Annotated in this window: 21 protein-coding genes and 1 riboswitch; of the genes, 10 read left to right on the top strand and 11 right to left on the bottom strand. The window is 73.5% G+C overall.

Annotated elements, in window-relative coordinates; translation table 11 throughout:
- The first annotated feature begins 185 nt into the window (after window positions 1-185).
- Both IF00_RS0130895 and IF00_RS0130890 read left to right on the top strand, forming a co-directional pair.
- The gene (locus IF00_RS0130895) at window positions 186-1,154 is read left to right on the top strand and encodes a daunorubicin resistance protein DrrA family ABC transporter ATP-binding protein (protein WP_030323734.1); all 969 of its coding nucleotides are present in this window, start codon (window positions 186-188) and stop codon (window positions 1,152-1,154) included.
- Window positions 1,151-2,014 carry an ABC transporter permease gene (locus IF00_RS0130890; RefSeq protein WP_030323732.1) on the top strand — a complete coding sequence of 288 codons (864 nt, stop codon included), beginning with the start codon at window positions 1,151-1,153 and terminating at the stop codon, window positions 2,012-2,014. Before IF00_RS0130895 ends, IF00_RS0130890 begins: the two co-directional genes overlap by 4 nt.
- On the opposite strand, the gene IF00_RS0130885 is transcribed toward IF00_RS0130890, so the two are convergent.
- Window positions 2,015-2,386, bottom strand: coding sequence for a VOC family protein (locus tag IF00_RS0130885; RefSeq protein WP_030323730.1), 372 nt, complete (start codon window positions 2,384-2,386; stop codon window positions 2,015-2,017).
- A 173-nt stretch (window positions 2,387-2,559) separates the two neighbouring features.
- Here IF00_RS0130885 and IF00_RS0130880 point away from each other — a divergent pair, with 173 nt between their 5' ends.
- Window positions 2,560-3,711, top strand: coding sequence for a MerR family transcriptional regulator (locus IF00_RS0130880; protein WP_078944908.1), 1,152 nt, complete (start codon window positions 2,560-2,562; stop codon window positions 3,709-3,711).
- A 10-nt stretch (window positions 3,712-3,721) separates the two neighbouring features.
- On the opposite strand, the gene IF00_RS0130875 is transcribed toward IF00_RS0130880, so the two are convergent.
- From IF00_RS0130875 to IF00_RS0130865, 3 genes are read right to left on the bottom strand one after another with little or no spacing between them, the layout of a single operon-like run.
- The gene (locus IF00_RS0130875) at window positions 3,722-4,150 is read right to left on the bottom strand and encodes a universal stress protein (RefSeq protein ID WP_030323726.1); all 429 of its coding nucleotides are present in this window, start codon (window positions 4,148-4,150) and stop codon (window positions 3,722-3,724) included.
- A gap of 52 nt (window positions 4,151-4,202) precedes the next feature.
- Window positions 4,203-4,841: an FMN reductase gene (locus IF00_RS0130870; protein WP_030323724.1), complete on the bottom strand. Its 639-nt coding sequence runs from the start codon at window positions 4,839-4,841 to the stop codon at window positions 4,203-4,205.
- 3 nt (window positions 4,842-4,844) lie between these two features.
- Complete coding sequence (locus tag IF00_RS0130865) at window positions 4,845-5,933, bottom strand: LLM class flavin-dependent oxidoreductase (RefSeq protein WP_030323723.1); 1,089 nt, start codon at window positions 5,931-5,933, stop codon at window positions 4,845-4,847.
- 109 nt (window positions 5,934-6,042) lie between these two features.
- Here IF00_RS0130865 and IF00_RS47180 point away from each other — a divergent pair, with 109 nt between their 5' ends.
- From IF00_RS47180 to cobM, 3 genes are all read left to right on the top strand, one after another.
- On the top strand, window positions 6,043-6,171 hold the full coding sequence (locus tag IF00_RS47180; protein ID WP_245234679.1) for a DUF6126 family protein: 129 nt from the start codon (window positions 6,043-6,045) through the stop codon (window positions 6,169-6,171).
- A 106-nt stretch (window positions 6,172-6,277) separates the two neighbouring features.
- Window positions 6,278-7,504, top strand: coding sequence for a bifunctional cobalt-precorrin-7 (C(5))-methyltransferase/cobalt-precorrin-6B (C(15))-methyltransferase (locus IF00_RS0130855; RefSeq protein WP_030323722.1), 1,227 nt, complete (start codon window positions 6,278-6,280; stop codon window positions 7,502-7,504).
- The gene (cobM, locus tag IF00_RS0130850) at window positions 7,501-8,250 is read left to right on the top strand and encodes a precorrin-4 C(11)-methyltransferase (protein WP_030323720.1); all 750 of its coding nucleotides are present in this window, start codon (window positions 7,501-7,503) and stop codon (window positions 8,248-8,250) included. Before IF00_RS0130855 ends, cobM begins: the two co-directional genes overlap by 4 nt.
- 90 nt (window positions 8,251-8,340) lie before the next feature.
- Here cobM and IF00_RS48110 read toward each other — a convergent pair whose 3' ends face one another.
- Entirely contained in the window at window positions 8,341-8,415 is a 75-nt protein-coding gene (locus tag IF00_RS48110; protein ID WP_015034725.1) for a 50S ribosomal protein bL37, read from the bottom strand.
- A gap of 63 nt (window positions 8,416-8,478) precedes the next feature.
- Here IF00_RS48110 and IF00_RS0130845 point away from each other — a divergent pair, with 63 nt between their 5' ends.
- Complete coding sequence (locus tag IF00_RS0130845; protein WP_078944907.1) at window positions 8,479-9,192, top strand: hypothetical protein; 714 nt, start codon at window positions 8,479-8,481, stop codon at window positions 9,190-9,192.
- Window positions 9,193-9,363: 171 nt separating this feature from the next.
- On the opposite strand, the gene IF00_RS0130840 is transcribed toward IF00_RS0130845, so the two are convergent.
- The gene (locus IF00_RS0130840; RefSeq protein ID WP_051820697.1) at window positions 9,364-10,488 is read right to left on the bottom strand and encodes a cobalt-precorrin-5B (C(1))-methyltransferase; all 1,125 of its coding nucleotides are present in this window, start codon (window positions 10,486-10,488) and stop codon (window positions 9,364-9,366) included.
- Window positions 10,489-10,500: 12 nt separating this feature from the next.
- Here IF00_RS0130840 and IF00_RS0130835 point away from each other — a divergent pair, with 12 nt between their 5' ends.
- The gene (locus tag IF00_RS0130835) at window positions 10,501-11,223 is read left to right on the top strand and encodes a cobalt-precorrin-6A reductase (RefSeq protein WP_030323715.1); all 723 of its coding nucleotides are present in this window, start codon (window positions 10,501-10,503) and stop codon (window positions 11,221-11,223) included.
- Window positions 11,224-11,230: 7 nt separating this feature from the next.
- Here the strand turns inward: IF00_RS0130835 and IF00_RS0130830 are convergent, their stop codons facing one another.
- Window positions 11,231-13,645: a PA14 domain-containing protein gene (locus IF00_RS0130830; RefSeq protein WP_030323713.1), complete on the bottom strand. Its 2,415-nt coding sequence runs from the start codon at window positions 13,643-13,645 to the stop codon at window positions 11,231-11,233.
- 54 nt (window positions 13,646-13,699) lie between these two features.
- On the opposite strand from IF00_RS0130830, the gene IF00_RS44155 reads away from it, so the two are divergent.
- The gene (locus IF00_RS44155; RefSeq protein WP_078944906.1) at window positions 13,700-14,092 is read left to right on the top strand and encodes an alpha/beta hydrolase; all 393 of its coding nucleotides are present in this window, start codon (window positions 13,700-13,702) and stop codon (window positions 14,090-14,092) included.
- Here the strand turns inward: IF00_RS44155 and cobJ are convergent.
- Genes cobJ through IF00_RS0130815 form a run of 3 tightly spaced genes read right to left on the bottom strand, consistent with a single transcriptional unit; the run spans window position 14,083 to window position 17,515 of the window.
- Window positions 14,083-15,567 carry a precorrin-3B C(17)-methyltransferase gene (cobJ, locus tag IF00_RS0130825; protein ID WP_030323712.1) on the bottom strand — a complete coding sequence of 495 codons (1,485 nt, stop codon included), beginning with the start codon at window positions 15,565-15,567 and terminating at the stop codon, window positions 14,083-14,085. The two genes, IF00_RS44155 and cobJ, sit on opposite strands and share 10 nt — an antisense overlap.
- Window positions 15,564-16,199, bottom strand: a complete 636-nt coding sequence (locus IF00_RS0130820) for a precorrin-8X methylmutase (RefSeq protein ID WP_030323710.1) — start codon at window positions 16,197-16,199, stop codon at window positions 15,564-15,566. Before IF00_RS0130820 ends, cobJ begins: the two co-directional genes overlap by 4 nt.
- A gap of 14 nt (window positions 16,200-16,213) precedes the next feature.
- Entirely contained in the window at window positions 16,214-17,515 is a 1,302-nt protein-coding gene (locus tag IF00_RS0130815) for a cobalamin biosynthesis protein CobG (RefSeq protein ID WP_030323708.1), read from the bottom strand.
- Window positions 17,516-17,923: 408 nt separating this feature from the next.
- Window positions 17,924-18,081, top strand: a riboswitch (cobalamin riboswitch).
- Between the two features lie 36 nt (window positions 18,082-18,117).
- Here IF00_RS0130815 and cobN point away from each other — a divergent pair.
- Window positions 18,118-21,729, top strand: coding sequence for a cobaltochelatase subunit CobN (gene cobN / locus IF00_RS0130810; RefSeq protein ID WP_030323706.1), 3,612 nt, complete (start codon window positions 18,118-18,120; stop codon window positions 21,727-21,729).
- Here cobN and abc-f read toward each other — a convergent pair.
- On the bottom strand, window positions 21,726-23,324 hold the full coding sequence (abc-f, locus tag IF00_RS0130805; protein WP_030323705.1) for a ribosomal protection-like ABC-F family protein: 1,599 nt from the start codon (window positions 23,322-23,324) through the stop codon (window positions 21,726-21,728). The genes cobN and abc-f overlap by 4 nt on opposite strands.
- Window positions 23,325-23,438 lie beyond the last annotated feature (114 nt).

Below are 23,438 nucleotides of genomic sequence, written 5' to 3'. Positions count from 1 at the left end.
CCGTCTCGCGGGAGACCGGCGGACCGGGAGACCGGCGGACCGGGAGACCGGCGGACCGGGACGCCGGCCGCGGAAGACCCGCCTCCGCCGCTCTGGCGATCCGGCGGTGGCCGACGGAGACTGGGAGGAGCGCTCTCTTTCGCGCGCGTCTGCTCCGCGCCCTCTTCTCCCGGAGGATTCACGGTATGACCGACCTCGCCATCGAGACCGAGGGCCTGGTCAAGGTCTTCGGCAGCAACCGCGCCGTCGACGGCATCGACCTCCGCGTGCCCGCCGGGACCGTGTACGGGGTCCTCGGGCCGAACGGCGCCGGCAAGACCACCGCCGTCAAGATGCTCGCCACCCTGCTCCGTCCCGACGGCGGCCGGGCCCGCGTCTTCGGCAAGGACGTCGTCGAGGACGCCGACACCGTACGGGGCCGGGTGAGCCTCACCGGGCAGTACGCCTCCGTCGACGAGGACCTGACCGGCACCGAGAACCTCGTCCTGCTCGGCCGGCTCCTCGGCCACACCCGGCCCGCCGCTCGCGAGCGCTCCGCGCAGCTGCTCGCCGCGTTCGGGCTCGCGGAGGCCGCCGACAAGCAGGTCAAGCACTACTCGGGAGGCATGCGGCGCCGTATCGACATCGCCGCGTCCATCCTCAACACCCCCGACCTGCTGTTCCTCGACGAGCCGACCACCGGCCTCGACCCGCGCAGCCGCAACCAGGTCTGGGACATCGTCCGCGCGGTGGTCGCCCAGGGCACCACCGTCCTGCTGACCACCCAGTACCTGGACGAGGCCGACCAGCTGGCCTCACGGATCGCCGTCATCGACCACGGCAAGGTGATCGCGGAGGGGACGAAGGGCGAGCTGAAGGCCTCCGTCGGCTCCGGTTCCGTGCACGTACGCCTCCGGGACCCCGAGCAGCGGCCCGAGGCCGAGCGGATCATCGTGGGCGCCCTGAACGCCACCGTCCAGCTGGACGCCGACCCGGTCGCGCTCACCGCCACCGTCGACGGCCACGGCACGGACCTCGGCGCCGCCGAGCAGGCCGCGCGGGCACTGGCGGAGCTGACGCGGGCCGGGATCACCGTCGACAACTTCGCGCTGGGCCAGCCCAGCCTCGACGAGGTCTTCCTGGCGCTGACGGACAGGAAAGGAACGACGGCATGACCGTCACCACCGGCAAGGACACGCAGACGACCGACACGCTGGACTTCGTCGCCCCGAAGGCCGACGAACTCGCGGCGCTGCTCGTGGGTCACTCCCGCCCGCCGCGCCCCAGCGCGCTCTCCGCCTCGATGACCTTCGGCTGGCGGGCCATGCTGAAGATCAAGCACGTGCCGGAGCAGCTGTTCGACGTGACGGCTTTCCCGATCATGATGGTGCTGATGTACACGTACCTCTTCGGAGGTGCGCTGGCCGGCTCCGTCTCGTCGTACATCCAGTTCCTGCTGCCCGGCATCCTCGTGATGAGCGTCGTGATGATCACGATGTACACGGGGATCTCGGTCAACACCGACATCGAGAAGGGCGTCTTCGACCGCTTCCGCACCCTGCCGATCTGGCGGCCGGCGCCGATGGTCGGCTATCTCCTCGGCGACGTCGTCCGCTATCTGATCGCCTCGGCCGTGATGCTGACCGTGGGCATGCTCATCGGCTACCGGCCGGACGGCGGGATCGTGGGCGTGCTGCTCGGGGTCGCGCTGCTCGTGGTCTTCTCGTTCGCGTTCTCATGGATCTGGACCATGTTCGGTCTGCTGCTGCGCAGCGAGAAGTCCGTCATGGGCGTCTCGATGATGGTGATCTTCCCGCTGACGTTCCTGTCGAACGTCTTCGTCGACCCGAAGACGATGCCGGGCTGGCTCCAGGCCTTCGTCAACAACAGCCCGGTGACCCATCTGGCGACGGCGGTGCGGGATCTGATGGCGGGCAACTGGCCGGCCGCGGACATCGCCTGGACGCTGGGCTGGTCGGCGGTGCTCGTGGTCGTCTTCGGGGCGGTCACCATGCGGCTCTACAACCGCAAGTGATCATGCGTTCCGCGGGGCGGTCTGCTGGACCGCCCAGCGGTTGCCGTCGGGGTCGGCGAAGTAGACGAAGGAGCCCCAGGGCTGGTCGTCGATGCCGCTGACCTCGACCCCGCGGGCCTTCAGCTCGCGGTGCGCCTCCTCGATGTCCGTGACCACGACCTGCATGTTGTCGAGGGAGCCCGGGGCCATCTCGGTGATGCCCTTGCCGAAGGCGATCGAGCAGGCCGAGCCGGGCGGGGTCATCTGGACGAAGCGGATGTCCTCGCTGACCGGGATGTCGTGGTCGGCGTGGAACCCCACCCGCTCGTAGAAGGCCTTGGCCCGGTCGATGTCGGTGACGGGCACGCCGATCAGTTCCAGCTTGATGTCCATGAGGGCATCATGCGCCGGGCGGCGGCCCGCCGCACGGCGTGCGCCGCCTCGCGGTTGACCTTCCCCCGCGGGGAGGGCCCAGCATCGGGCGTGCCGGGCGGAAGGCCCGGCACAGGGAGGAGAATCGAGCCGTGCGCGACGAAGAGCCCATGCCTGTGCCCGTGTCAGGGCCGATGCTGACCATCGGGGAATTCGCACGTGCCTCCCGGCTCTCCGCCAAGGTGCTGCGCCGCTACGACGAGCTCGGCCTGCTGCCGCCCGCCCGCGTCGACCCGTTCACCGGCTACCGCTACTACGCCGTGGAGCAGCTCGAACGGGCCCGGCTGATCGCCTGGCTGCGGCGGATCGGCATGCCGCTCGCCGAGGTCGGACGGGTCTGCGCGCTGTACGCGTCGGACGCGGCGGGCGCTGCCCGTGCGATCCGCGGCTACTGGGCGCGGGTCGAGTCGGAGACCGCGGCGCGGCGAGACCTGGCGACCTCCCTGGTGGACCGGCTGAAGGGACCCGACGAGATGACCGACGAGATGACCGACGAGATGACCGGCGAGACGACCGGCGAGACGACCCGCGAGGTGGGCTCAGCGAAGGCCGTGACGATCGCCGGGGCGGCCGGCCGGCCCTCCTTCGTCCTGCGGACCGCCGTGCGTCTGGACCGCGGCCTGGTCCGCGCCTCCCAGCAGGACGCGGCCCACGCGGGCCGGCACCTGCTGGCCGTCGCCGACGGGTACGGCCCCGAGGGCGAGCGGGCCGCGCTGGCCGCCGTCGGAGCACTGGAGGCCGTACAGGCACCGGCCCCCTCGGCACGCGCCGGGGACGTGCTCAACGCCCTTGAGGACGCGGTGCGCACGGCCGACGGCGCGGTCTCCGGACTGACCGATTCGGGCACGACCCTGACCGCGGCCGTGTGGACGGGCGGCCGCCTGGCCCTCGCTCACGTGGGCGACTCGCGGGCGTACCTGCTGCGGGACGGCGCGCTCGTACGCCTCACCCGCGACCACACCGTCGTCCAGGCCCTCGTCGACGCGGGCGAACTGGACCCGGCCGAGGCGGCGGACCGCCCCGACCGGGCGCTGCTCCTGAAGGCCCTGGACGGCGGGGACGTGCCGCCCGAGCCGGAGCTCGGAGTGCACGAGACGCGGCCCGGCGACCGCTATCTGCTGTGCACGGACGGGCTTTCGGCGGTCGCGCCGGCCGAGGACGTGCGCCGCGCGCTCGCCGCGGGCGTCGGTCCGGACGAGGCGGCGGAGGCCCTGGTCGCGCTGGCGCGGGACCTGGGCGGGCCGGACAACGTGGCGTGCGTGGTGGCGGACGTGGTGCCCGCCTGAGGACGCCCCGTCAGTCCCCCGTGCCCCGTACGACCACCACCGGGCACGGGGCGTGCTGGGTCACCCTGCTGGAGACGGAGCCCAGGACCGCCGCCTTGAAGCCGGTGTGGCCGCGGTCGCCGACGACCAGCAGGGACGCGCCCGCGGCCTGGTCGATCAGGGCCTGGGCCGGGTTGCCGCTGACGACCGTACGGGTCACGCCGGCGGCGACGGCCGGGTCGAGGACCTTGGCCAGGGACTCGTCCAGGGACTGCTCGGCGAGGTGCTGGGGGTCGAAGTCCGGCGGTACTCCGGGTGCCGCCGCCCAGGACGCCGGGTACTCCCATCCGATGACCGCCTGGAGGGAGTCCCCGGTGAGGGCGGCCTGCCCGGCCGCCCACCGCAGCGCTTTCAGGGACGGTTCCGAGCCGTCCACGCCCACCACGATCCTGCCGGCCATCGCCGACCTCCGTTCGTTGTCGGGAACCCTCCCCCACAACGTAACAAAAGGATCAATCCAGGCGCAGATCGGCCAACTGCTTCTCGAACGGGACGACCTCGTCGTCTTCGAGCCGCCGGGACGGCCGGCCGGCGACCGTGTCCGCGAACTCGTTCCCGGCCCGGGTGATCCGGGTGGGCAGCCCCTCCCCCCATCCCGTCGGGGAGGCCTCGTCGCCGCCGGTGCCCCAGTCCTCCGACGCCGCGTAGACGGCGGTCGGGACGACGAGGGCCCGCAGATAGGCGAAGAGCGGCCGCAGGGCGTGGTCCAGGACGAGCGAGTGCCGGGCGGTGCCGCCGGTCGCCCCGATGAGGACCGGGGTGCCGGCCAGCGCGGCCGGGTCGATCAGGTCGAAGAACGACTTGAACAGACCGCTGTACGAGGCGGTGAAGACCGGGGTCACGGCGATGACCCCGTCGGCGCCGGTCACCGCGTCGATCGCCTCCTGGAGCCGCCCGGAGGGAAAGCCGGTCACGAAGTTGTTCGCGATGTCCACGGCGAGGTCGCGCAGTTCGACGACCTGGACGTCGACGGCGTACTCCTGCTCGGCCAGTCGGTACCGCGCGGCCTGGAGGAGCCGGTCGGTGAGCAGCCGGGTGGAGGAGGGGGAGCCGAGGCCGGCGGAGACCGCGACCAGCTTCAGGGTCTGCATGGCTTACGACTCCTTCTCGGTACGGGTCTTGAGGACGGCGGGGTGGAGCGGCGCCGACTCCGGGACGCCGGTCGGGCGCAGGCCGGCGAACTCCTTGCGCAGCACCGGCACGACCTCCTCGCCGAGGATGTCGAGCTGCTCCAGGACGGTCTTGAGCGGCAGTCCCGCGTGGTCGACCAGGAACAGCTGGCGCTGGTAGTCGCCCACGTAGTCGCGGAAGGACAGGGTGCGCTCGATGACCTCCTGCGGCGAGCCGACGGTCAGCGGGGTCTCCCGGGAGAACTCCTCCAGGGAGGGGCCGTGGCCGTAGACCGGCGCGTTGTCGAAGTACGGGCGGAACTCCCGTACCGCGTCCTGCGAGTTCTTGCGCAGGAACACCTGGCCGCCGAGGCCGACGATCGCCTGCTCGGGGGTGCCGTGGCCGTAGTGGGCGTACCGCTGGCGGTAGAGGCGGACCATCTTCTCGGTGTGCTGCTTGGGCCAGAAGATGTGGTTCGCGAAGAACCCGTCGCCGTAGTAGGCGGCCTGCTCGGCGATCTCGGGGGAGCGGATGGAGCCGTGCCAGACGAACGGCGGGACGCCGTCGAGCGGGCGCGGGGTGGACGTGAAGCCCTGGAGGGCGCTGCGGAACTTGCCCTCCCAGTCGACCACGTCCTCCCTCCACAGCTTGTGGAGGAGCGCGTAGTGCTCGATGGCGAGCGGGATGCCCTGCCGGATGTCCTGGCCGAACCACGGGTAGACCGGGCCGGTGTTGCCGCGGCCCATCATCAGGTCCACGCGGCCGTCGGCGAGGTGCTGGAGCGTCGCGTAGTCCTCGGCGATCTTCACCGGGTCGTTGGTGGTGATCAGCGTGGTGGAGGTGGAGAGGATCAGGTTCTCCGTGCGGGCGGCGATGTGCCCGAGGAGGGTGGTGGGGGAGGACGGCACGAACGGCGGGTTGTGGTGTTCACCGGTCGCGAAGACGTCCAGCCCGACCTCCTCGGCCTTGAGCGCGATGGCGACGGTGTTCTTGATCCGCTCGTGCTCGGTGGGGGTGCGGCCGGTGGTGGGGTCGGTCGTCACGTCGCCGACGGTGAAGATCCCGAACTGCATCGTGCTCACCTCTCGCGTTCCTGGTGCCTGGCGGCTAATGGTTGAAGCTTAAACTACTCCGCTCAACGGTGCCACCCCGCCGTCTATTCCGGCCCGTACCCTGGAGCGCATGACCGATCTGGAGCGCTGGAAGGAACGCGGAGTGATGCTCCGCGTCTTCGTCTACGTCTTCGCGACGCACGCGTTCGCCGGCTTCGTCTGGATCCTGTTCTACGTGGGGCAGAACGCCCGGAAGTAGGCGCCGCCCGAGCGGACCGGGCGAGGGCCCGAGCGCGTCCCGGGCAGAGCCCGAGTGGGGCCCGCCACGTACCGCCGGAAAACGGCCCTCACGTAGAGTCGCCGACGTGAACGGTGCGATAGCGGTCGTCGGAATCGGCGCGGACGGCTGGGACGGGCTCCCCGAGAGCTCCCGCCGTGTCCTGCGGACCGCCGAGGTCCTGATCGGCGCCCCCCGCCAGCTCGCCCTCCTCCCCGGCGACGACTGCACCGGCGAGCGCCTCACCTGGCCCTCTCCGCTCCGCCCCGCCGTCCCCGGACTGCTCGCCGCCCACGAGGGCCGGGCGATCGCCGTCCTCGCCAGCGGCGACCCCTCCTTCCACGGCATCGGCCGCACCCTCGCCGAGACCGTCGGCGCCGACCGGCTCCGGATCCACCCGCACCCGTCCTCCGTCTCGTACGCCGCCGCCCGCCTCGGCTGGCCCCTGGAGACCGTCGAGACCGTCTCCCTCGTCGCCCGGCCCCTCGCCGCCCTGTCCGCCGCGCTCCACCCCGGGCGCCGGCTTCTCGTCCTCGGCGAGGGCCCCGAGACTCCCGCGCGGGTCGCGGCCCTGCTCCGGGAGACCGGCTGGGGCGGCACCCGCATCCGGGTCCTGGAGCAGCTCGGCGGGGACCGGGAGCGGGTCCTCGACGGGACCGCCGCCGACTGGCCGTACGAGCGGACCGACGCGCTGCACGTCCTCGCCCTCGACTGCGTACGCGACCCGGACACGCTCCGGCTCGGCGCCGTGCCGGGGCTCCCGGACGAGGCGTACGAACACGACGGCCAGCTCACCAAGCGCTTCGTGCGCGCCGCCACGCTCGCCGCCCTCGCGCCCGCGCCCGGCGAACTCCTCTGGGACATCGGCGGCGGCTCCGGCTCCATCGGCATCGAATGGATGCGGACCCACCGCTCCTGCCGGGCCATCGCGGTCGAGAAGTCGGAGGAACGGGCGGCGCGGATGACACGGAACGCCGACCGCCTCGGCGTCCCCGGCCTGCGGGTGGTGACGGCCCCGGCCCCCCAGGGTCTCGCCGGTCTCCCCGCCCCCGACGCCATCTTCATCGGCGGCGGCCTCACCGCCCCCGGCCTCCTCGACGCCTGCTGGGACGCGCTGCCCACCGGCGGCCGGCTCGTCGCGAACACCGTGACGCTGGAGTCCGAGGCGCTGCTCGCCGACCGCTACCGCCGCCACGGCGGCGAACTGGTCCGGCTCGCCGTGGCCGCCGCCGTCCCCGTGGGCGGCTTCACCGGCTGGCGCCAGGCGATGCCGGTCACGCAGTGGTCCGTAACGAAAGGTTCTGAAGAGCGATGACCGTCTACTTCATCGGCGCGGGTCCCGGCGCGGCCGACCTGATCACCGTGCGCGGCGCGCGGACGCTCGCGAAGTGCGGGGTCTGCCTGTACGCGGGCTCCCTCGTCCCGACCGAGCTGCTCGCCGAATGCCCGCCGGAGGCGCGGCTCGTCGACACGGCGCGGATGGACCTGGACCAGATCGTCGCCGAGATCGCCGCGGCCCACGAAGCCGGGCAGGACGTGGCCCGGCTGCACTCGGGCGACCCGTCGGTGTTCAGCGCGATGGCCGAGCAGATGCGACGCCTGGACGCGGCCGGCATCCCGTACGAGGTCGTCCCCGGCGTCCCGGCCTTCGCCGCCGCCGCTGCCGCGCTGAAGCGGGAACTCACGGTCCCGACGGTCGGCCAGACGGTCGTCCTCACCCGCGTCGCACAGCAGGCCACGCCGATGCCGGAGGGCGAGGACCTGGCGACCCTGGGCCGCAGTGGCGCGCTGCTCGTCCTCCACCTGGCCGCGCGGTACGTGGACCGGGTCGTCGCCGAACTCGTCCCCCACTACGGCCTGGACTGCCCGGCGGCGGTCGTGGCGATGGCCAGCCGCCCCGACGAGATCGTGCTGCGGGGCACGCTCGAGGACATCGCGCCCCAGCTGAAGGAGGCCGGCATCACGAAGACGGCCGTCATCCTGGTCGGCCGCACGCTGGGCGCCTCGGAGTTCCGCGACAGCCACCTGTACGACCCGGCACGCGACCGCCACGCCTGCTGACGCCGGCGGCACGCACACGCGCCGGGGCCCCGGGGAGTCCGATCCCCGGGGCCCCGGCGCGTGGACGTCCGGCGACCGACGGCCGGGCGGTCAGGCGTTGGGCCGCTTGCCGTGGTTCGCGTTCTTCTTCTTGCGGGCGCGCCTCTTGTTGCCTCGCTTGGCCATGGGGCTCCCTCTCGGTCAGGGTGGTAGGTGCTGGTAAGCCTAGGTTCGTGACCCGGGGGCCGCATGTCGGCCGTCAGCGGCATGCGGTCTCATGGAGACGTGACTGTCTACGACGTGGCCCGGGCGCTGCCGGGTATCGAGGAACTGCGCGACCACAGCCGAGGGCTCGCGATGGTGGAGGCCGTGCTGAGCCCCGAGTGGGAGAGCCGGTACTACTCCTTCGACGCGCACTGGTCGGAGACCGAGCAGCTGGCCTCGATGAAGAACGGTTCGGGTGACGAGTACACGATCGTCCTCTCCCCGGCAGGGGTGTTCGCGCGCGCCTTCGACCACGAGTCGCCGATGAGCCCGTTCGGGCCGCTCGCGGACGGGCTGACGTGGCCCGGGGTCATCGACGGGGTCCCGGAGGCGTTCCGGGAGTACCTGACGGAGCCCGCGTTCACGGACGAGGACGGAGTCCACGTGACCACCGCCTGCCTCTGGCGCGAGCCGGCGGACACGGCCTGGCACACGGGCCCGGTGGACTTCACGGACCTGGAGGACCGCGAGGACCCGGACGGTTCCGCGCGCCTCTTCCAGCACCTCACGGACCGTTCGGCGCAGGCGTACGTGGAGTTCGCCGAGGACTACTACGAGCGGTCGGTCGACGTCGAGGCGGTCCGGCACGTCCTCGCCCTGCGTCCGCTGACGGCGGAGATCGTCGCCGCGCTCAACCCGGAGGTGACGCTCGCGGACCTCGCCGAGGACGTACGCGAGATCGGCTACCCGACGGTCTGACGGGCCCGGCAGCGGAGGCCCCGGACACGGCGGCGCGCCCGGTCCTGCCACCCGGCGACCGGTGGTTACGCGCCCCCGGTCCTGCCGTCGGCGACCGGTGGCTGCGCGCGCCCGGTCCCGCCACCGGCGACCGGTGGTTAGGCGCCCGGTCCTGCCGCCGCCGACCGTTGGTTACGCGCCCGGGCCCGCCACCGCCGACCGTCCCACCACCGTCCCCGCCCGGTCGATGCAGATCACGTCCACCGCCACCGGGGCGCCCCGGAGCACCGCGAGGGCCTCGTCGCGGGCCCGGCTGGCCACCAGGTCGCCCAGGGGGACGTGCGCGGCCTCGCAGAGGCGGAGCGCGGCGAGACCCGTGTTGGCGTCCGTGATCTCCGCGGCGAGGGCCTCGGACGCGCCGCCCGTACGGGCCAGCTCCGCCAGGAAGCCCTTGTCGACCTGGGAGCGCGCCGAGTGGAGGTCCAGATGGCCGGCGGCCAGCTTGGAGAGCTTCGCGAAGCCGCCGCAGACCGTGAGGCGGTCGACGGGGTGGCGGCGAACGTACTTGAGGACCGCGCCCGCGAAGTCGCCCATGTCGAGGAGCGCGATCTCCGGCAGGTCGTAGAGGCCGGCGACGGTCCGCTCCGACGTCGAGCCCGTGCAGCCCGCCACGTGGGTCAGACCGCCCGCGCGGGCCACGTCCACGCCGCGGCGGATCGAGTCGATCCACGCCGAGCACGAGTACGGGACCACGATCCCCGTCGTGCCGAGGATCGACAGGCCTCCCAGGATGCCGATCCGGGGGTTCCAGGTGGAGCGGGCGATCTCGGCGCCGTTGTCGACGGAGACGGTGATCTCGACGTCGCCGCTCCCGCCGTGCCGGGCCGCGACCTCCGCCACGTGCTCCCGCATCAGCTGCCGCGGCACCGGGTTGATCGCCGGCTCGCCGACCTCCAGGGGCAGGCCGGGCAGGGTGACCGTGCCGACGCCCTCACCGGCCCGGAAGACGACGCCCGAACCGGCCGGCAGGAGCCGTACCGTCGAGCGGATCACGGCGCCGTGCGTGACGTCCGGGTCGTCGCCCGCGTCCTTGGTCACGGCGGCCATGGCCGTACCGGCGTCGAGGGACTCCGCCGTGAGAGCGAAGGACGGCGTCTGGCCCTTGGGCAGCGTGATGGTCACCGGGTCCGGGAAATCGCCGGTCAGGAGCGCCGTGTACGCGGCCGTCGTCGCCGCCGTCGCGCAGGCACCCGTCGTCCACCCCGGGCGGAGACCCGTGTGCTTGAGTTGGGCCTCACGCCCGCCGCCTGAAGTCACGAAGAGGCTCCTGTGCACATACTCATTCTCGGGGGGACCACCGAGGCCCGCGCCCTCGCGGGACTGCTGCACGCGAAGGCCCGGGTCACCAGCTCCCTCGCGGGGCGGGTGGCGAGCCCCCGGCTGCCCGAGGGCGAGGTGCGGATCGGCGGGTTCGGCGGCGTCGACGGGCTCGTGGAGTGGATCGGCGGGCACGCCGTGGACGCGGTCATCGACGCCACGCATCCCTTCGCCGAGCGGATCAGCTTCAACGCGGCCCGGGCGGCCGCCACCGCCCATGTTCCCCTGCTGGCGCTGCGCCGCCCCGGCTGGGTCCCCGGGGAGGGCGACGACTGGCGGTCCGTGGCGTCCCTGGAGGCGGCGGCCGGGGCCCTCGACGGCCTCGGCGACCGGGTCTTCCTGACGACCGGCCGGATGGGCCTCGCGGCCTTCGCGGACCGCCCGGAGTGGTTCCTGGTCCGCTCGGTGGACGCTCCGGAGGCCCCGATGCCGGCCCGCACGGAGATCCTCCTCGACCGCGGGCCGTTCACGCCGGACGGCGAGCGGGAGATCCTGGCCCGCCACCGGATCGACGTCCTGGTGACGAAGGACAGCGGTGGCGCGGCGACCGCCCCGAAACTGACCGCGGCCCGCGAGGCGGGCCTCCCGGTCGTCGTGGTCCGCCGCCCTCCGGTCCCGGAGGGCGTACCGGTGGCGGCGACCCCCGGGGAGGCCGCCGCCTGGGCGCTGCGGTAGGAGTGCCTCAGAGCCAGGAGGCCCAGATTCCGTACGCCTCCGAGCGGACGGACTGTTCGGCGCCCGACGGGTCGGTGAAGACCACCCGGTAGTAGTGGAGGCTCAGCAGGTCATCGCCCACCGCCGGGTCGCTGTAGTAGACCGGCGTGCTGCCGACGGCGCCCGTGCTGAGGGTGGTGTAGGCGCCTGCGCTGGGGTCCCAGCGCTCCACGCGGTACCGGGTGGCGGTCCCGCACGGGACGGAGGACCCGTCGGCGCACCCCAGGTAGATGCCGGGGTACGTGGACTGGCGGATGCCGGTGCCGGTCCAGCCCGGCGGCCGGGTGTCCGGCAGGGCGACGGTGATCTCCGCCGGGTTGAGGTCGTCGAGCCGGGGGTCCGGGTCCCAGGAGTCCATGGCGGCGACCCGGTAGACGTGCTCGCGGCCGTCGGGGACCGTCGGGCAGAGGATCTCGGTCCGGGGCATGGAATCGCCCCACCAGCAGTTCCGCTCCCAGGAGGTCTCACCGGTGGCGGGGTCGGTGGTTCCCTGCCAGACCGCGTAGCCCTCGACGTCGTCGTCGGCGGGCGGGGTCCAGGTGAGGCGGACGCCGAACGGGATCCGCTCGGCGGCCAGGTCCAGGACCGGGGCCGGGCGCTCGGTGTCCGGGGTGGTCTCCGTGGCGGCGGGCCCGGGCTGGGACGCGTGCCCGTACCGGTCGATCGTCACGATCCGGTACTCGTACGTCGTCCTGGACTTGCCCTGGACGTCCCAGCAGCGGCCGTCGATCATCTTGCGGCCGGCGTAGGAGGGAGCCGTGTCGTCGGCCCACGTCCAGCTCACGTCGGGGCCCGTCAGCGGCCGGTCGTCCGAGGTGAACGGCTTGCATCCGTCGACGGTGCTGGTCTCACCCGTCGCGGTGTCGGTGCGGACGATCCGGTAGGCGGGAAGGGGGTTCTCGTCGACGGTCCACGGATCGGCGGCGAGCCACCAGATCATCACGCCTTCGTCGAACCTGTTCGCCGTCGTCCGGAACGGGGGGATGGACTCGGCCCGGTCGGCCATCGACAGCGTGGTCTCCACGGGGGCGGCGGCGTTGCCCTTCGCGTCGACGGCCCGCACGGCGTACCGGTAGGTGTCGGCCACCGCGGCCGTCTGGCGCGGCACGACGTCGGTCGCCGTCGTGGTGTCGCCCGTGGGCAGGGCGTTCAGGTGCCCGCCGGTGGCGGGGTCGTACTGGACGACCTGGTACGAGGCGGCGCCGGCCACGGGGGACCACGTGAGGTGGGGGACGCCCGACCGGTGGTCGACGCGGACGTCGGTGACGGGCGCGGGCGGCGTCAGATCCGCGGTGGTGAGGCTGGTGGCGGGCGAGTACGGGGACCAGTTGCCGGCGGCGTCGCGGGCCCGGCCGCGGTAGGTGGCACTGCTGCCGTCGGCGGGCTGCCCGGTGTCGCAGAAAGAGCCCCTGGCGCCGGAGTGGACCGTGGTCCAGGCGCCGGTCACCGGGTTGTGGCGCTGGGCCTCGTACCACGCGATGTCGGCCGAGTTCGCCGCAGTGGTGACGAGTTGGGGGGCCGCGTAGGGGAGGTTGTCCGGGCAGGCGTCCAGCATGACGTGCGGGGCGACCGGCGGGGTCCTGTCGACGGTGGCGACGGTGAGGTCGGCGCTGCCCGGGGACTCGTTGCCGGCCTTGTCGACGGCGCGGAGTTCGTAGAGGAAGCGCTGGCCGGTGGCGGGCGGGTTCTCGCCGTACGCGGTGCCGGTGACGAGCGCGGTGCCGCCGGCCCTCGTCCAGGCCGCCGAGGTGCTCGGCCGACGGTAGACGCGGTAGCCGGCGTGGTCCATCTCCTTGTTGGCCGCCCACTTCAGGGTGGCCTTGTTCAGGGAGCGGTCGTACGCGACGGTGGCGCCGGCCGGTGCCAGCGGCCGGACCTTGTCGACGGAGGCCGAGGTGTTGGGCGCGTAGCCGAACTTGACGTTGGCGGCGCCCGTCCAGGTCGCGTAGGACACGTGGATGGTGTGGCGGCCGGCCGGGACGGTCACGGCGACGGTCTTCTTCTGGGTGGTGGAGACGTTCTTCCACAGGTCGATCCTGCGGACGCCGTCGAGGTGGACGCGGATGCCGTCCTGCGCCTCGGCGGTGAACGTGAAGGGGCCACCGGAGCCGAAGTCGCGGGTGACGGACCAGCGGACGGAGAAGTTGTCCCGGGGCAGCGTGACGCCGGCCGGGTCGCCGGTGCCGTAGTTCTCGGCGATGACGTTGTCGCAGGTGGTCAGCCTGGGCGTGCCGGTGAGCGTGGTGTTGGCGTAGTACTCCGCCTTCCACACCGGGGAGGCGCAGGTGACGGCGGCGGCAGCAGGGGTGGCGGTCAGGAGGCCGCCGGATGCGGCGAGCGCGGCCGTCGTGACCAGGGCGCTCAGCCGGTTGCGAGTCGTCACAGAGAGAGGGCCCTTTCCGGACCTGTGGGAAGCAGGTGATGTGGTGCGGGACTCGTGGGGGAGCCGGGCGGTGCGGGTGGGGCCGCGTCACCGCCGGATCCGGACTCTACCGGCCGGTTCCGGAGCTGGACCAGCGGGTTCCGCCCGCCGGACGACGCGGGGACACTGCGCGACTTCACCGGCGGGCTGCGCGCCTCGCACCAGGGCGAACCGACCCATCTCACGGTCGTCGGGCGCAGTTACGGCTCCATGATGGTGGGCACCGCCGACTCCGGTGGGAAGGGACTCGGCGCCGACGACATGATCGTGGTCGGCAGCCCCGGGCTGGTCAGAGCCTGGAGAACCAGGGCCGCATCATCGCCGTCGTCGGCACCCCCTGCCTCCTGCCGCCCGACGCCGAGCAGCAGGAGTTCTGACCTCGTCCGCCCGCCCGGGCGTCAGCCGTAGCGGCGCGGGGTCCAGGCGATCGTCCGGCCGTCGGCCCGCTCGACCGCCCGCGTCTGCGACGAGCCGATCAGGAGCAGGGTCCGCATGTCGACCTCGGAGGGCTCCAGGGTCTTGAGCGTCACCACCCGCACCGACTGCTCCGGGCCGCCGACGTCGCGGGCGACGACCACCGGGGTCTCGGGCGACCGGAGTTCGAGCAGGAGGTCGCGGGCCGCGGCGACCTGGTGCGTACGGGACTTCGACCCCGGGTTGTAGAGGGCGAGGACCAGGTCGGCGGAGGCCGCGGCGCGCAGCCGGGTCTCGATGACGTCCCAGGGCTTGAGCCGGTCGGAGAGCGAGATCGTCGCGTAGTCGTGGCCGAGCGGGGCGCCCGCGGCGGCGGCGGCCGCGTTGGCGGCGGTCACGCCCGGGAGGACCCGTACGGGCACGTCCGCGTACTCCGGCTCGCAGGCGACCTCCAGGACGGCCGTGGCCATCGCGAAGACGCCCGGGTCGCCGCCGGAGACGACCGCGACCTTGTGGCCGCGGCGGGCCAGGTCGAGGGCGAACTCGGCGCGCTCGGACTCCACCTTGTTGTCGGAGCCGTGCCGGATCTGCCCGGGGCGCAGCGCCGGCACCCGGTCCAGGTAGGTGGTGTAGCCGACGAGGACGTCGGCGTTGACGAGCGCGCCGCGCGACTCGGGGGTGAGCCAGGGCGCGCCGGCCGGGCCGGTGCCGACGACGACGACCTCGCCCCGCTCCCGTACGGCCGGTTCGCGGTCGACCCGGGAGGGGAGGACGGCGACGGAGAAGTAGGGGACCGACTCGGGGTCGATCTCGGACAGCGTGCCCGTCCGCTCGCCCGCCATGAACGCCCGCTCCACGTACCGGGCGTCGTCGAGCCGGCCGGCCCGCTCCAGCGCCCGCTTCACGGTGGGGAAGGTGCGGCCGAGCTTCATCACGACCGCCGAGTCGGTGCCCGCGAGACGGGCCGTCAGCTCGTCCTCCGGCAGGGTGCCGGGGATGATCGTGAGGACCTCCTCGGCCTCGCACAACGGCTCGCCGAGCCGGGCGGCGGCGGCGGACACCGAGGTGACACCGGGGATGACGGTCGTGTCGTAGCGGTCCGCGAGCCGCTTGTGCATGTGCTGGTACGAGCCGTAGAACAGCGGGTCGCCCTCGGCGAGGACGGCGACGGTGCGGCCGGCGTCGAGGTGCGCGGCGAGACGGGCCGCGGCCTCCTCGTAGAAGTCGTTCAAGGCACCCCGGTAGCCGCCCGGGTGGTCCGTGGTCTCCACCGTGAGCGGGTACATCAGCCGCTCCTCGATGTGGTCGTCACGGAGGTGCTCGGCGGCGATCGAGCGCGCGATGGACCGGCCGTGGCGGGCCGAGTGGTACGCGATCACGTCGGCGGCGGCGATGGCCTTCACGGCGGCCACCGTCATCAGGTTCGGGTCGCCGGGGCCGAGCCCCACGCCGTACAGCTTGCCGGTCACTTCTGAATCTCCGCTTCGTGGGCGATCGCGTTGATCGCGGCGGCCGTCATGGCGCTGCCGCCGCGGCGGCCCCGTACGACGAGGTAGTCGAGGCCCAGGTCCTGGGCGGCCAGGGCGTCCTTGGACTCGGCGGCGCCGATGAAGCCGACCGGTATGCCGAGGACGGCGGCGGGCCTCCCGGCCCCTTCCGCGACCATCTGCAGGAGGTGGAAGAGGGCGGTCGGCGCGTTGCCGATGGCGACGACCGAGCCTTCGAGACGGTCCCGCCACAGTTCGAGGGCAGCGGCGGAGCGGGTGGTGCCGAGTTCGGCGGCGAGGCCCGGCACCGACGGGTCCGAGAGGGTGCAGATCACCTCGTTGTCGGCGGGCAGCCGGCGCCGGGTGACACCGCTCGCGACCATCTGCGCGTCACAGAGGATCGGCGCTCCGGCGCGGAGGGCGGCGCGTGCGTTCGTGACGACCCGCGGCGACCAGGCGATGTCGCGTACGAGGTCGGTCATGCCGCAGGCGTGGATCATCCGGACCGCCACCTGGGCGACGTCGGCGGGCAGGCCCGCCAGATCCGCCTCGGCGCGGATCGTGGCAAAGGACTGGCGGTAGATCTCCGCCCCGTCCTTCTCGTAGTCGAACATCCTGTTGCTCTCGCTCATCTCGTCGTGCGGGCCGCGGTCACGGCTTCGGGCAGGGCGGTACGGGGGGTGGGGACGCCGTCCACCAGGTAGGCGCCGCCGGCGGTGGCGAGGACGTCGGTCCAGGCGCCGTGCGGGTGGCCGCAGCGGCGCTCGCACCCGGAGAAGTGCACGGGAAGAAGGGGGGCCTGCATGTGCCCGGGGCCTCCGGGGCCTCCGGGGCCTCCGGGGCCTCCGGGGCCTCCGGGGTGGTCGTGGGCGGGGCCCGGGGCCGCGTCCACCGGGGCGGCGTCGGCGCGGACGTCGGCCAGGGACTTCGCACAGCCGGGCCGCCCGGTGCAGGCGGTGACACCGGCCCAGGGGGAGTCGCGGCGGGTGATGAGCCCGGCCGCGTCGAGGGCGGGCAGCCGGTCGGCGCCGGCCCCGGCCACGACGACCCCGCGCCAGGGCGTGAGCCGCACTTCCCCGGCGGGGAGCAGCGCCCGGAGCTGGGCGGCGGTGAGGCGGCCGAGCGGGGCGAGGACGGAGAGGGCGCTGGGCCCGAGGACGCCGGGGGAGAGGGGAGGGCCCTGGGGGAGTTCCGGCGCGGGTACGGGCCGGGCCGTCACCCCCGACTCCGCCACGTCCACCGCGTAACCCTCCGGGAGTTCACGGACCCGCCAGGCCCCGGTCCCGGCCCTCCGCGCCGCGGCCAGGAACCCGCCCGCCACCGCCAGGGCCGCGCCGGGCGCGTCGGAGCTCGCGAGCCGGACGGCTCGCCCGCCGACGTGCAGCTCTGCCTCTCCGCCCCTCACTGCGACCAAGGTCACATCCCCGCCGAGGCCGGCGACATCACCGCGCCCGTCGTCGAGGACGAAGAGGAACCGGCCGGAAAGCGCCGCCGCCCAGGGCGCTGAGCGCAGATGGGAGTCGAGCTCGCGGGCCCACAACTGCACGTCGGCGGCGCCGAGTCCGTCGAGGCCCGAGGCCGGGGAGGCGACGATGTTGCGGACGCGTTCGTGGGTGGGGGAGGGCAGCATGCCCGCCTCGTCGAGAAGCGCCGCCAGCTGGGCGCCGCAGTCGTCGGCGAGACCGCGCAGCTCGGCGTTGCCGCGCGAGGTGATGCTGAGCCGTCCGTCGCCCAGGGCCTCCGCCGCATCGGCCAGGGCCTCGACCTGACGAGACGTCAAACGGCCTCCGGGCAGGCGGAGTCGGGCGAGACGGCCGTCGTCGGCGGAGTGCAGGCGCAGCGCCCCGGGGCACGCGTCGCCACGGTCCCGTATGCGAGGTTCGCCCGGGTCGGGCGTCGGGGGCGGGGTGGGCGGCATGGCGGCGAGCATACCGACGGGCCACCGGGCGGCCACCGGGCGCGATCCGGCCGCCACGGCGGCCGGTCCTCGGCCGGCAGCGGCGCCGATCCTCGGCCGGAGGCCGCCCGGTCCTCGGCCGCAAGCGGGGCAATTCGCGGCCGGATGCGGGTCGGTCCTCGGCTGGAGGCGGGAGAATTCGCGGCCGGATGCGGGTCGGTTCTCGGTCGGAAGCAGGGCGATTCGTGCCCGGACGAGGGGTCGGTTCTCGGCCGGAAGCGGGACAATCCGCAGCCCACAAGCGGGTCGGTTCTCGGCCGGACGCGGGGTCGGTCCTCCGCCGGAAGCCGGACGATCCGCATCCGCAAGCGGGCCCGGCACACGATCCCGCCCGCAGTGTGATCCGGCCGACTCCGTCTCCCGACCCGGCCCGCCGACCGCACGATCTACTATGCAGACGGCATGGGGTCCCAGGACCCCGGGGAGGAAGCCCGGTGAGAATCCGGCGCGGTCCCGCCACTGTGAGCCGGCCCGGGCTGTGCGTCTGCACGCGCCCGGCAAGGTGAGTCAGGAACTCCCGCCGTCCATACGACCACCCGGGGCGCGGACAACCCCGAGGAAGGCCTGCGCTCGCCATGCTTCTGCTGCTGTCGCACTCCGACACCGACCTGCTCAGCGCCCGCGCGGCCGGCGGCCCGGTGGAGTACCGCTTCGCCAACCCCGCCCGTCTCCCCCTGGCCGACCTGACCGGCCTCCTGGCCGAGGCCGAGCTCGTCGTCGTACGGCTCCTCGGCGGCCTCCGCTCCTGGGAGGAGGGCCTCGACGCGGTCCGCGCCGCCGGAAAGCCGGTGGTGGTCCTCAGCGGCGAACAGGCCCCCGACGCCCAGCTGATGGAGGCGTCCACCGTCCCCGTCGGCGTCGCCACCGAGGCGCACGCCTACCTGGCGCACGGCGGCCCCGCGAACCTGGAGCAGCTGGCCCGCTTCCTCTCCGACACCGTCCTGCTCACCGGGCACGGCTTCGAGTCCCCGGCGGCCGCCCCCACCTGGGGCCCGCTGGAGCGCGCCGCCCGCACGACGACCGGCCCGACCGTCGCCGTGCTCTACTACCGCGCCCACCACATGAGCGGGAACACCGCCTTCGTCGACGCGCTCTGCGGGGCGATCGAGGACGCCGGCGCCCAGGCCCTCCCGCTGTACGTGGCCTCCCTGCGCGCCCCCGAGCCGGAGCTCCTCGACCGGCTCCGCACCGCCGACGCGATCGTCACCACCGTCCTCGCGGCGGGCGGCACCAAGCCCGCCGAGGCGCAGGCCGGCGGCGACGAGGAGGCCTGGGACGCCGGCGCGCTGGCCGCGCTCGACGTGCCGATCCTGCAGGCCCTCTGCCTGACCGGTTCGCGTGCCGCCTGGGAGGAGAACGACGAGGGTCTCTCCCCGCTGGACGCAGCCAGCCAGGTCGCCGTCCCGGAGTTCGACGGCCGGCTCATCACCGTGCCGTTCTCCTTCAAGGAGATCGACGAGGACGGGCTGCCCGCGTACGTCGCCGACGCCGAGCGCGCGGCCCGCGTCGCCGGGATCGCCGTACGGCACGCCCGGCTCCGGCACATCCCGAACGCCGAGAAGAAGCTGGCGCTCGTCCTCTCCGCGTACCCGACGAAGCACTCCCGCATCGGCAACGCCGTCGGCCTCGACACCCCCGCCTCCGCCGTCTCGCTGCTGCGCCGCCTCCGCGAGGAGGGGTACGACTTCGGGCCCGTCGAGGACCTCCCCGGCCTCGTCTCCGGAGACGGCGACGAGCTGATCTACGCCCTCATCGAGGCCGGGGGCCACGACCAGGACTGGCTGACGGAGGAACAGCTCGCCAGGAACCCGGTCCGCATCCCGGCCGCCGACTACAAGCGCTGGTACGCGACGCTCCCCGAGGAGCTGCGGACCCATGTCGAGGAGCACTGGGGCCCGGCGCCCGGCGAGATGTTCCTGGACCGCTCGCGCAACCCCGAGGGGGACATCGTCCTCGCGGCCCTGCGCCGCGGGAACCTGCTGATCCTCATCCAGCCGCCGCGCGGCTTCGGCGAGAACCCGATCGCGATCTACCACGACCCCGATCTCCCGCCGTCCCACCACTACCTGGCCGCCTACCGCTGGATCGCCGCCCGCGCCGAGGACGGCGGCTTCGGTGCCGACGCCATGGTGCACCTGGGCAAGCACGGCAACCTGGAGTGGCTGCCCGGCAAGAACGCCGGTCTGTCCGCCGCCTGTGGCCCCGACGCGGCCCTCGGCGACATCCCGCTGATCTACCCGTTCCTGGTCAACGACCCGGGCGAGGGCACCCAGGCCAAGCGCCGTGTGCACGCCACGCTCGTCGACCACCTGGTGCCGCCGATGGCCCGCGCCGACTCCTACGGCGACATCGCGCGCCTGGAGCAACTGCTCGACGAGTACGCGCAGATCTCCTCCATGGACCCGGCGAAGCTGCCCGCGATCCGCGCCCAGATCTGGACGCTGATCCAGGCCGCCAAGCTCGACCACGACCTGGGTCTGGAACAGCGCCCCGAGGACGACGGCTTCGACGACTTCCTGCTGCACGTCGACGGCTGGCTGTGCGAGGTCAAGGACGCCCAGATCCGCGACGGTCTGCACGTCCTCGGCGGCGCCCCGGAGGGCGAGGGCCGGGTGAACCTGGTCCTCTCCATCCTGCGGGCCCGCCAGATCTGGGGCGGCACGCAGGCCCTGCCCGGTCTGCGCGAGGCCCTCGGTCTCGACGAGTCGGCCGCGACCCGCACCACCGCCGACGAGGCGGAGGCGAAGGCCCGCGAGCTGGTCGAGGCGATGGAGGCGGCGGACTGGTCCGTGGACGCGATCCCGGCGGTCGCCTCCGCGTACGGCTCCGACGTGCACGCCGTGCTCCGGTTCGCCTGCGAGCAGGTAGTGCCCCGCCTGGCCGCCACCACCGACGAACTCACCCACGCCGTGCACGCCCTGAACGGCGGTTTCGTCCCGGCCGGCCCGTCCGGTTCGCCGCTGCGCGGCCTGGTCAACGTCCTGCCGACCGGCCGGAACTTCTACTCGGTCGACCCGAAGGCCGTGCCGTCCCGGCTCGCCTGGGAGACCGGGCAGGCGCTCGCCGACTCGCTCCTGGAGCGCTACCGCACCGACAACGGCGAGTGGCCGACGTCCGTGGGCCTCTCCCTGTGGGGCACCAGCGCGATGCGCACCGCCGGCGACGACGTCGCCGAGGCGCTCGCCCTGGTGGGCGTCCGCCCGCTGTGGGACGAGGCCTCGCGCCGGGTGAACGGCCTGGAGCCGATCCCGCTCGCCGAGCTGGGCCGCCCGCGCGTCGATGTCACCCTGCGCATCTCGGGCTTCTTCCGTGACGCGTTCCCGCACGTCATCGGTCTCCTCGACGACGCCGTGCGACTGGTCGCCGGCCTGGAGGGCGAGTCCGCCGAGGACAACTACGTCCGGGCGCACGCGCAGGCCGACCTCGCCGAGCACGGGGACGAGCGGCGCGCCACGACCCGTATCTTCGGCTCCCGGCCGGGCACCTACGGCGCGGGCATCCTCCAGCTGATCGACTCCCGCGACTGGCGCACCGACGCGGACCTCGCCGAGGTGTACACGGTGTGGGGCGGGTACGCGTACGGGCGCGGGCTCGAAGGCCGCCCGGCGCGCGCCGAGATGGAGACGGCGTACAAGCGGATCGCGGTGGCCGCGAAGAACACCGACACCCGTGAGCACGACATCGCCGACTCCGACGACTACTTCCAGTACCACGGCGGCATGGTGGCGACCGTCCGCGCGCTCAAGGGCACGGCCCCCGAGGCGTACATCGGCGACTCGACCCGTCCCGAGACCGTCCGCACCCGGACGCTCGTCGAGGAGACCTCCCGAGTCTTCCGCGCCCGCGTGGTCAACCCGCGCTGGATCGAGGCGATGCGCCGCCACGGCTACAAGGGCGCGTTCGAGCTCGCGGCGACCGTCGACTACCTCTTCGGGTACGACGCCACGACCGGCGTCGTCGCGGACTGGATGTACGACAAGCTGACGCAGGAGTACGTCCTCGACCCGGAGAACCAGGCCTTCCTCAAGGAGGCCAACCCCTGGGCTCTGCACGGCATCGCGGAGCGGCTGCTGGAGGCCGAGTCGCGCGGCATGTGGGAGAAGCCGGACCCGGAGACCCTGGCCGCGCTGCGCCAGGTGTTCCTGGAGACCGAGGGCGACCTCGAAGGTTCCTCCGACGAGGGCTAGGTCCTCACCGGGGCAGGGGCCGGCGCCAGTTCCAGGCGGCGGCCCCGGAAGCCCTCCCTGAGGCGGCGGTCGTGGGTGACCACGACCAGCGTGCCCGGGTAGTGCGCGAGCGCGGCCTCGATCTCCTCCACGAGCGCCGGGGCCAGATGGTTGGTCGGCTCGTCGAGGAGGAGCAGATCGGCCGGTTCGGTGACGAGGCGTGCCAGTTCGAGTTTCCGGCGCTGTCCTGTCGACAGACACCGGACCGGGGTGTTCAGGTCCCCGGCGGAGAAGAGACCGAGGGCGAGCAGTTCGTCCGCGCGGTCCGCTCCGAAGGCCTCGCCCACCGTACGGGGGTCGGTGGGCGAGGCCGTCTCCTGACGGAGCGTCCCCACCCGGGCCGGCGCCTTCACCGCGCCGGCATCCGGGGTGAGCTCGCCCGCGAGCACCTTCAGGAGGGTGCTCTTCCCGGCGCCGTTCGGTCCTGTGACCAGGAGTCGCTCGCCCGCGTCGAGGTGCAGGGCGTCGAGCCGGAGCCGGCCGTCCACGCGGACGCCGGCGAGGTCGACGGGCGCGCCCTCCCCGCTGAGCTCCGCGCGGAACCGCAGCGGCTCCGGCGGCGCCGGCACCGGTTCGGTGGTCAGCCGGGCGAGCCGTTCGCGGGCGGCCCGGATCCGGCTCATCGCCCCGTGCGCCCGTGACCGGGCCCGGAAGGCGCCCGCCCCGCTGAACGAGGCCGGTGCCTTGCGCGGGATGGCCGAGAAGCGGTCGATGTTCGTGTCGGCGAGCGCCCTGTACCGGGCGAGTTCGGCCTTCCACTCCTCGTACTCCCGCTGTCTGCGGGCCCGTTCGGCGGCGTGTCCGGCGAGGTAGCCGCCGTAGCCGTTGCCGTAGCGGCGGACGGTGTGGCGGTCCTCGTCGACCTCCAGGACGGCGGTGGCGATCCGGTCGAGGAAGACCCGGTCGTGGGAGACGGCGACGACCGTGCCCCGGTGGGCGCGCAGACGCTCCTCCAGCCAGGCCACGGCCTCGTCGTCGAGGTCGTTGGTCGGCTCGTCGAGCAGCAGCAGCTCGGGTTCGGCGGCGAGGACGGCGGCGAGGGCGAGCCGGGATCGCTGTCCGCCCGAGAGGGTGCCCAGGGGGCGGGCCCGGTCGAGCGGGCCGGGTTCGCCCAGCCGTCGGAGCGTGGTCTCGACCCGCCGGTCGGCCCCGGCGCCGCCCCGCGCCTCGTAGGCGGCGAGCAGCTCGGCGTACCCGGCGAGGTCACCGGTGTCGGCGAGCTCGGCCTCGGCCGTCCGGATCGCCCGCTCCAGCTCCCGTACGTCCGCGAGCACATGGTCGACGGCGTCGCCGACGGTCGCGGTCGGAGGGAGGTCCAGGGTCTGGGCGAGGTGACCGAGGCCACCGGGGGACTCGACGGTCAGCGTGCCGTTGTCGGCGGTCTCCAGCCCGGCGAGGAGCCGGAGGAGGGTGGACTTCCCTGAGCCGTTGTCGCCGACGACGCCCAGGCGTTCACCGGGGCGGACGGTGAGGGAGATCCGGTCGAGCACCGTCCGCTGCCGGCCGTGACGGTCGTCGTAGCGCTTGCTGACGTCGGTGAGTCGGACATGGAACAAGGGCGATCTCCTGTACGTCGGCGACAGATCGGAGGAGTCTCAAGACAATCTCAAGACGAGACGTCTCGTCTTGGATTCCCGACGATACTTCAGGCGCGACGCCTCCGCAAGACG

Origin of the sequence: Streptomyces flavochromogenes, assembly GCF_000717595.1 — a bacterium.
Lineage (GTDB): Bacteria > Actinomycetota > Actinomycetes > Streptomycetales > Streptomycetaceae > Streptomyces > Streptomyces flavochromogenes.
This window is presented reverse-complemented; position numbering and strand designations above follow the sequence as displayed.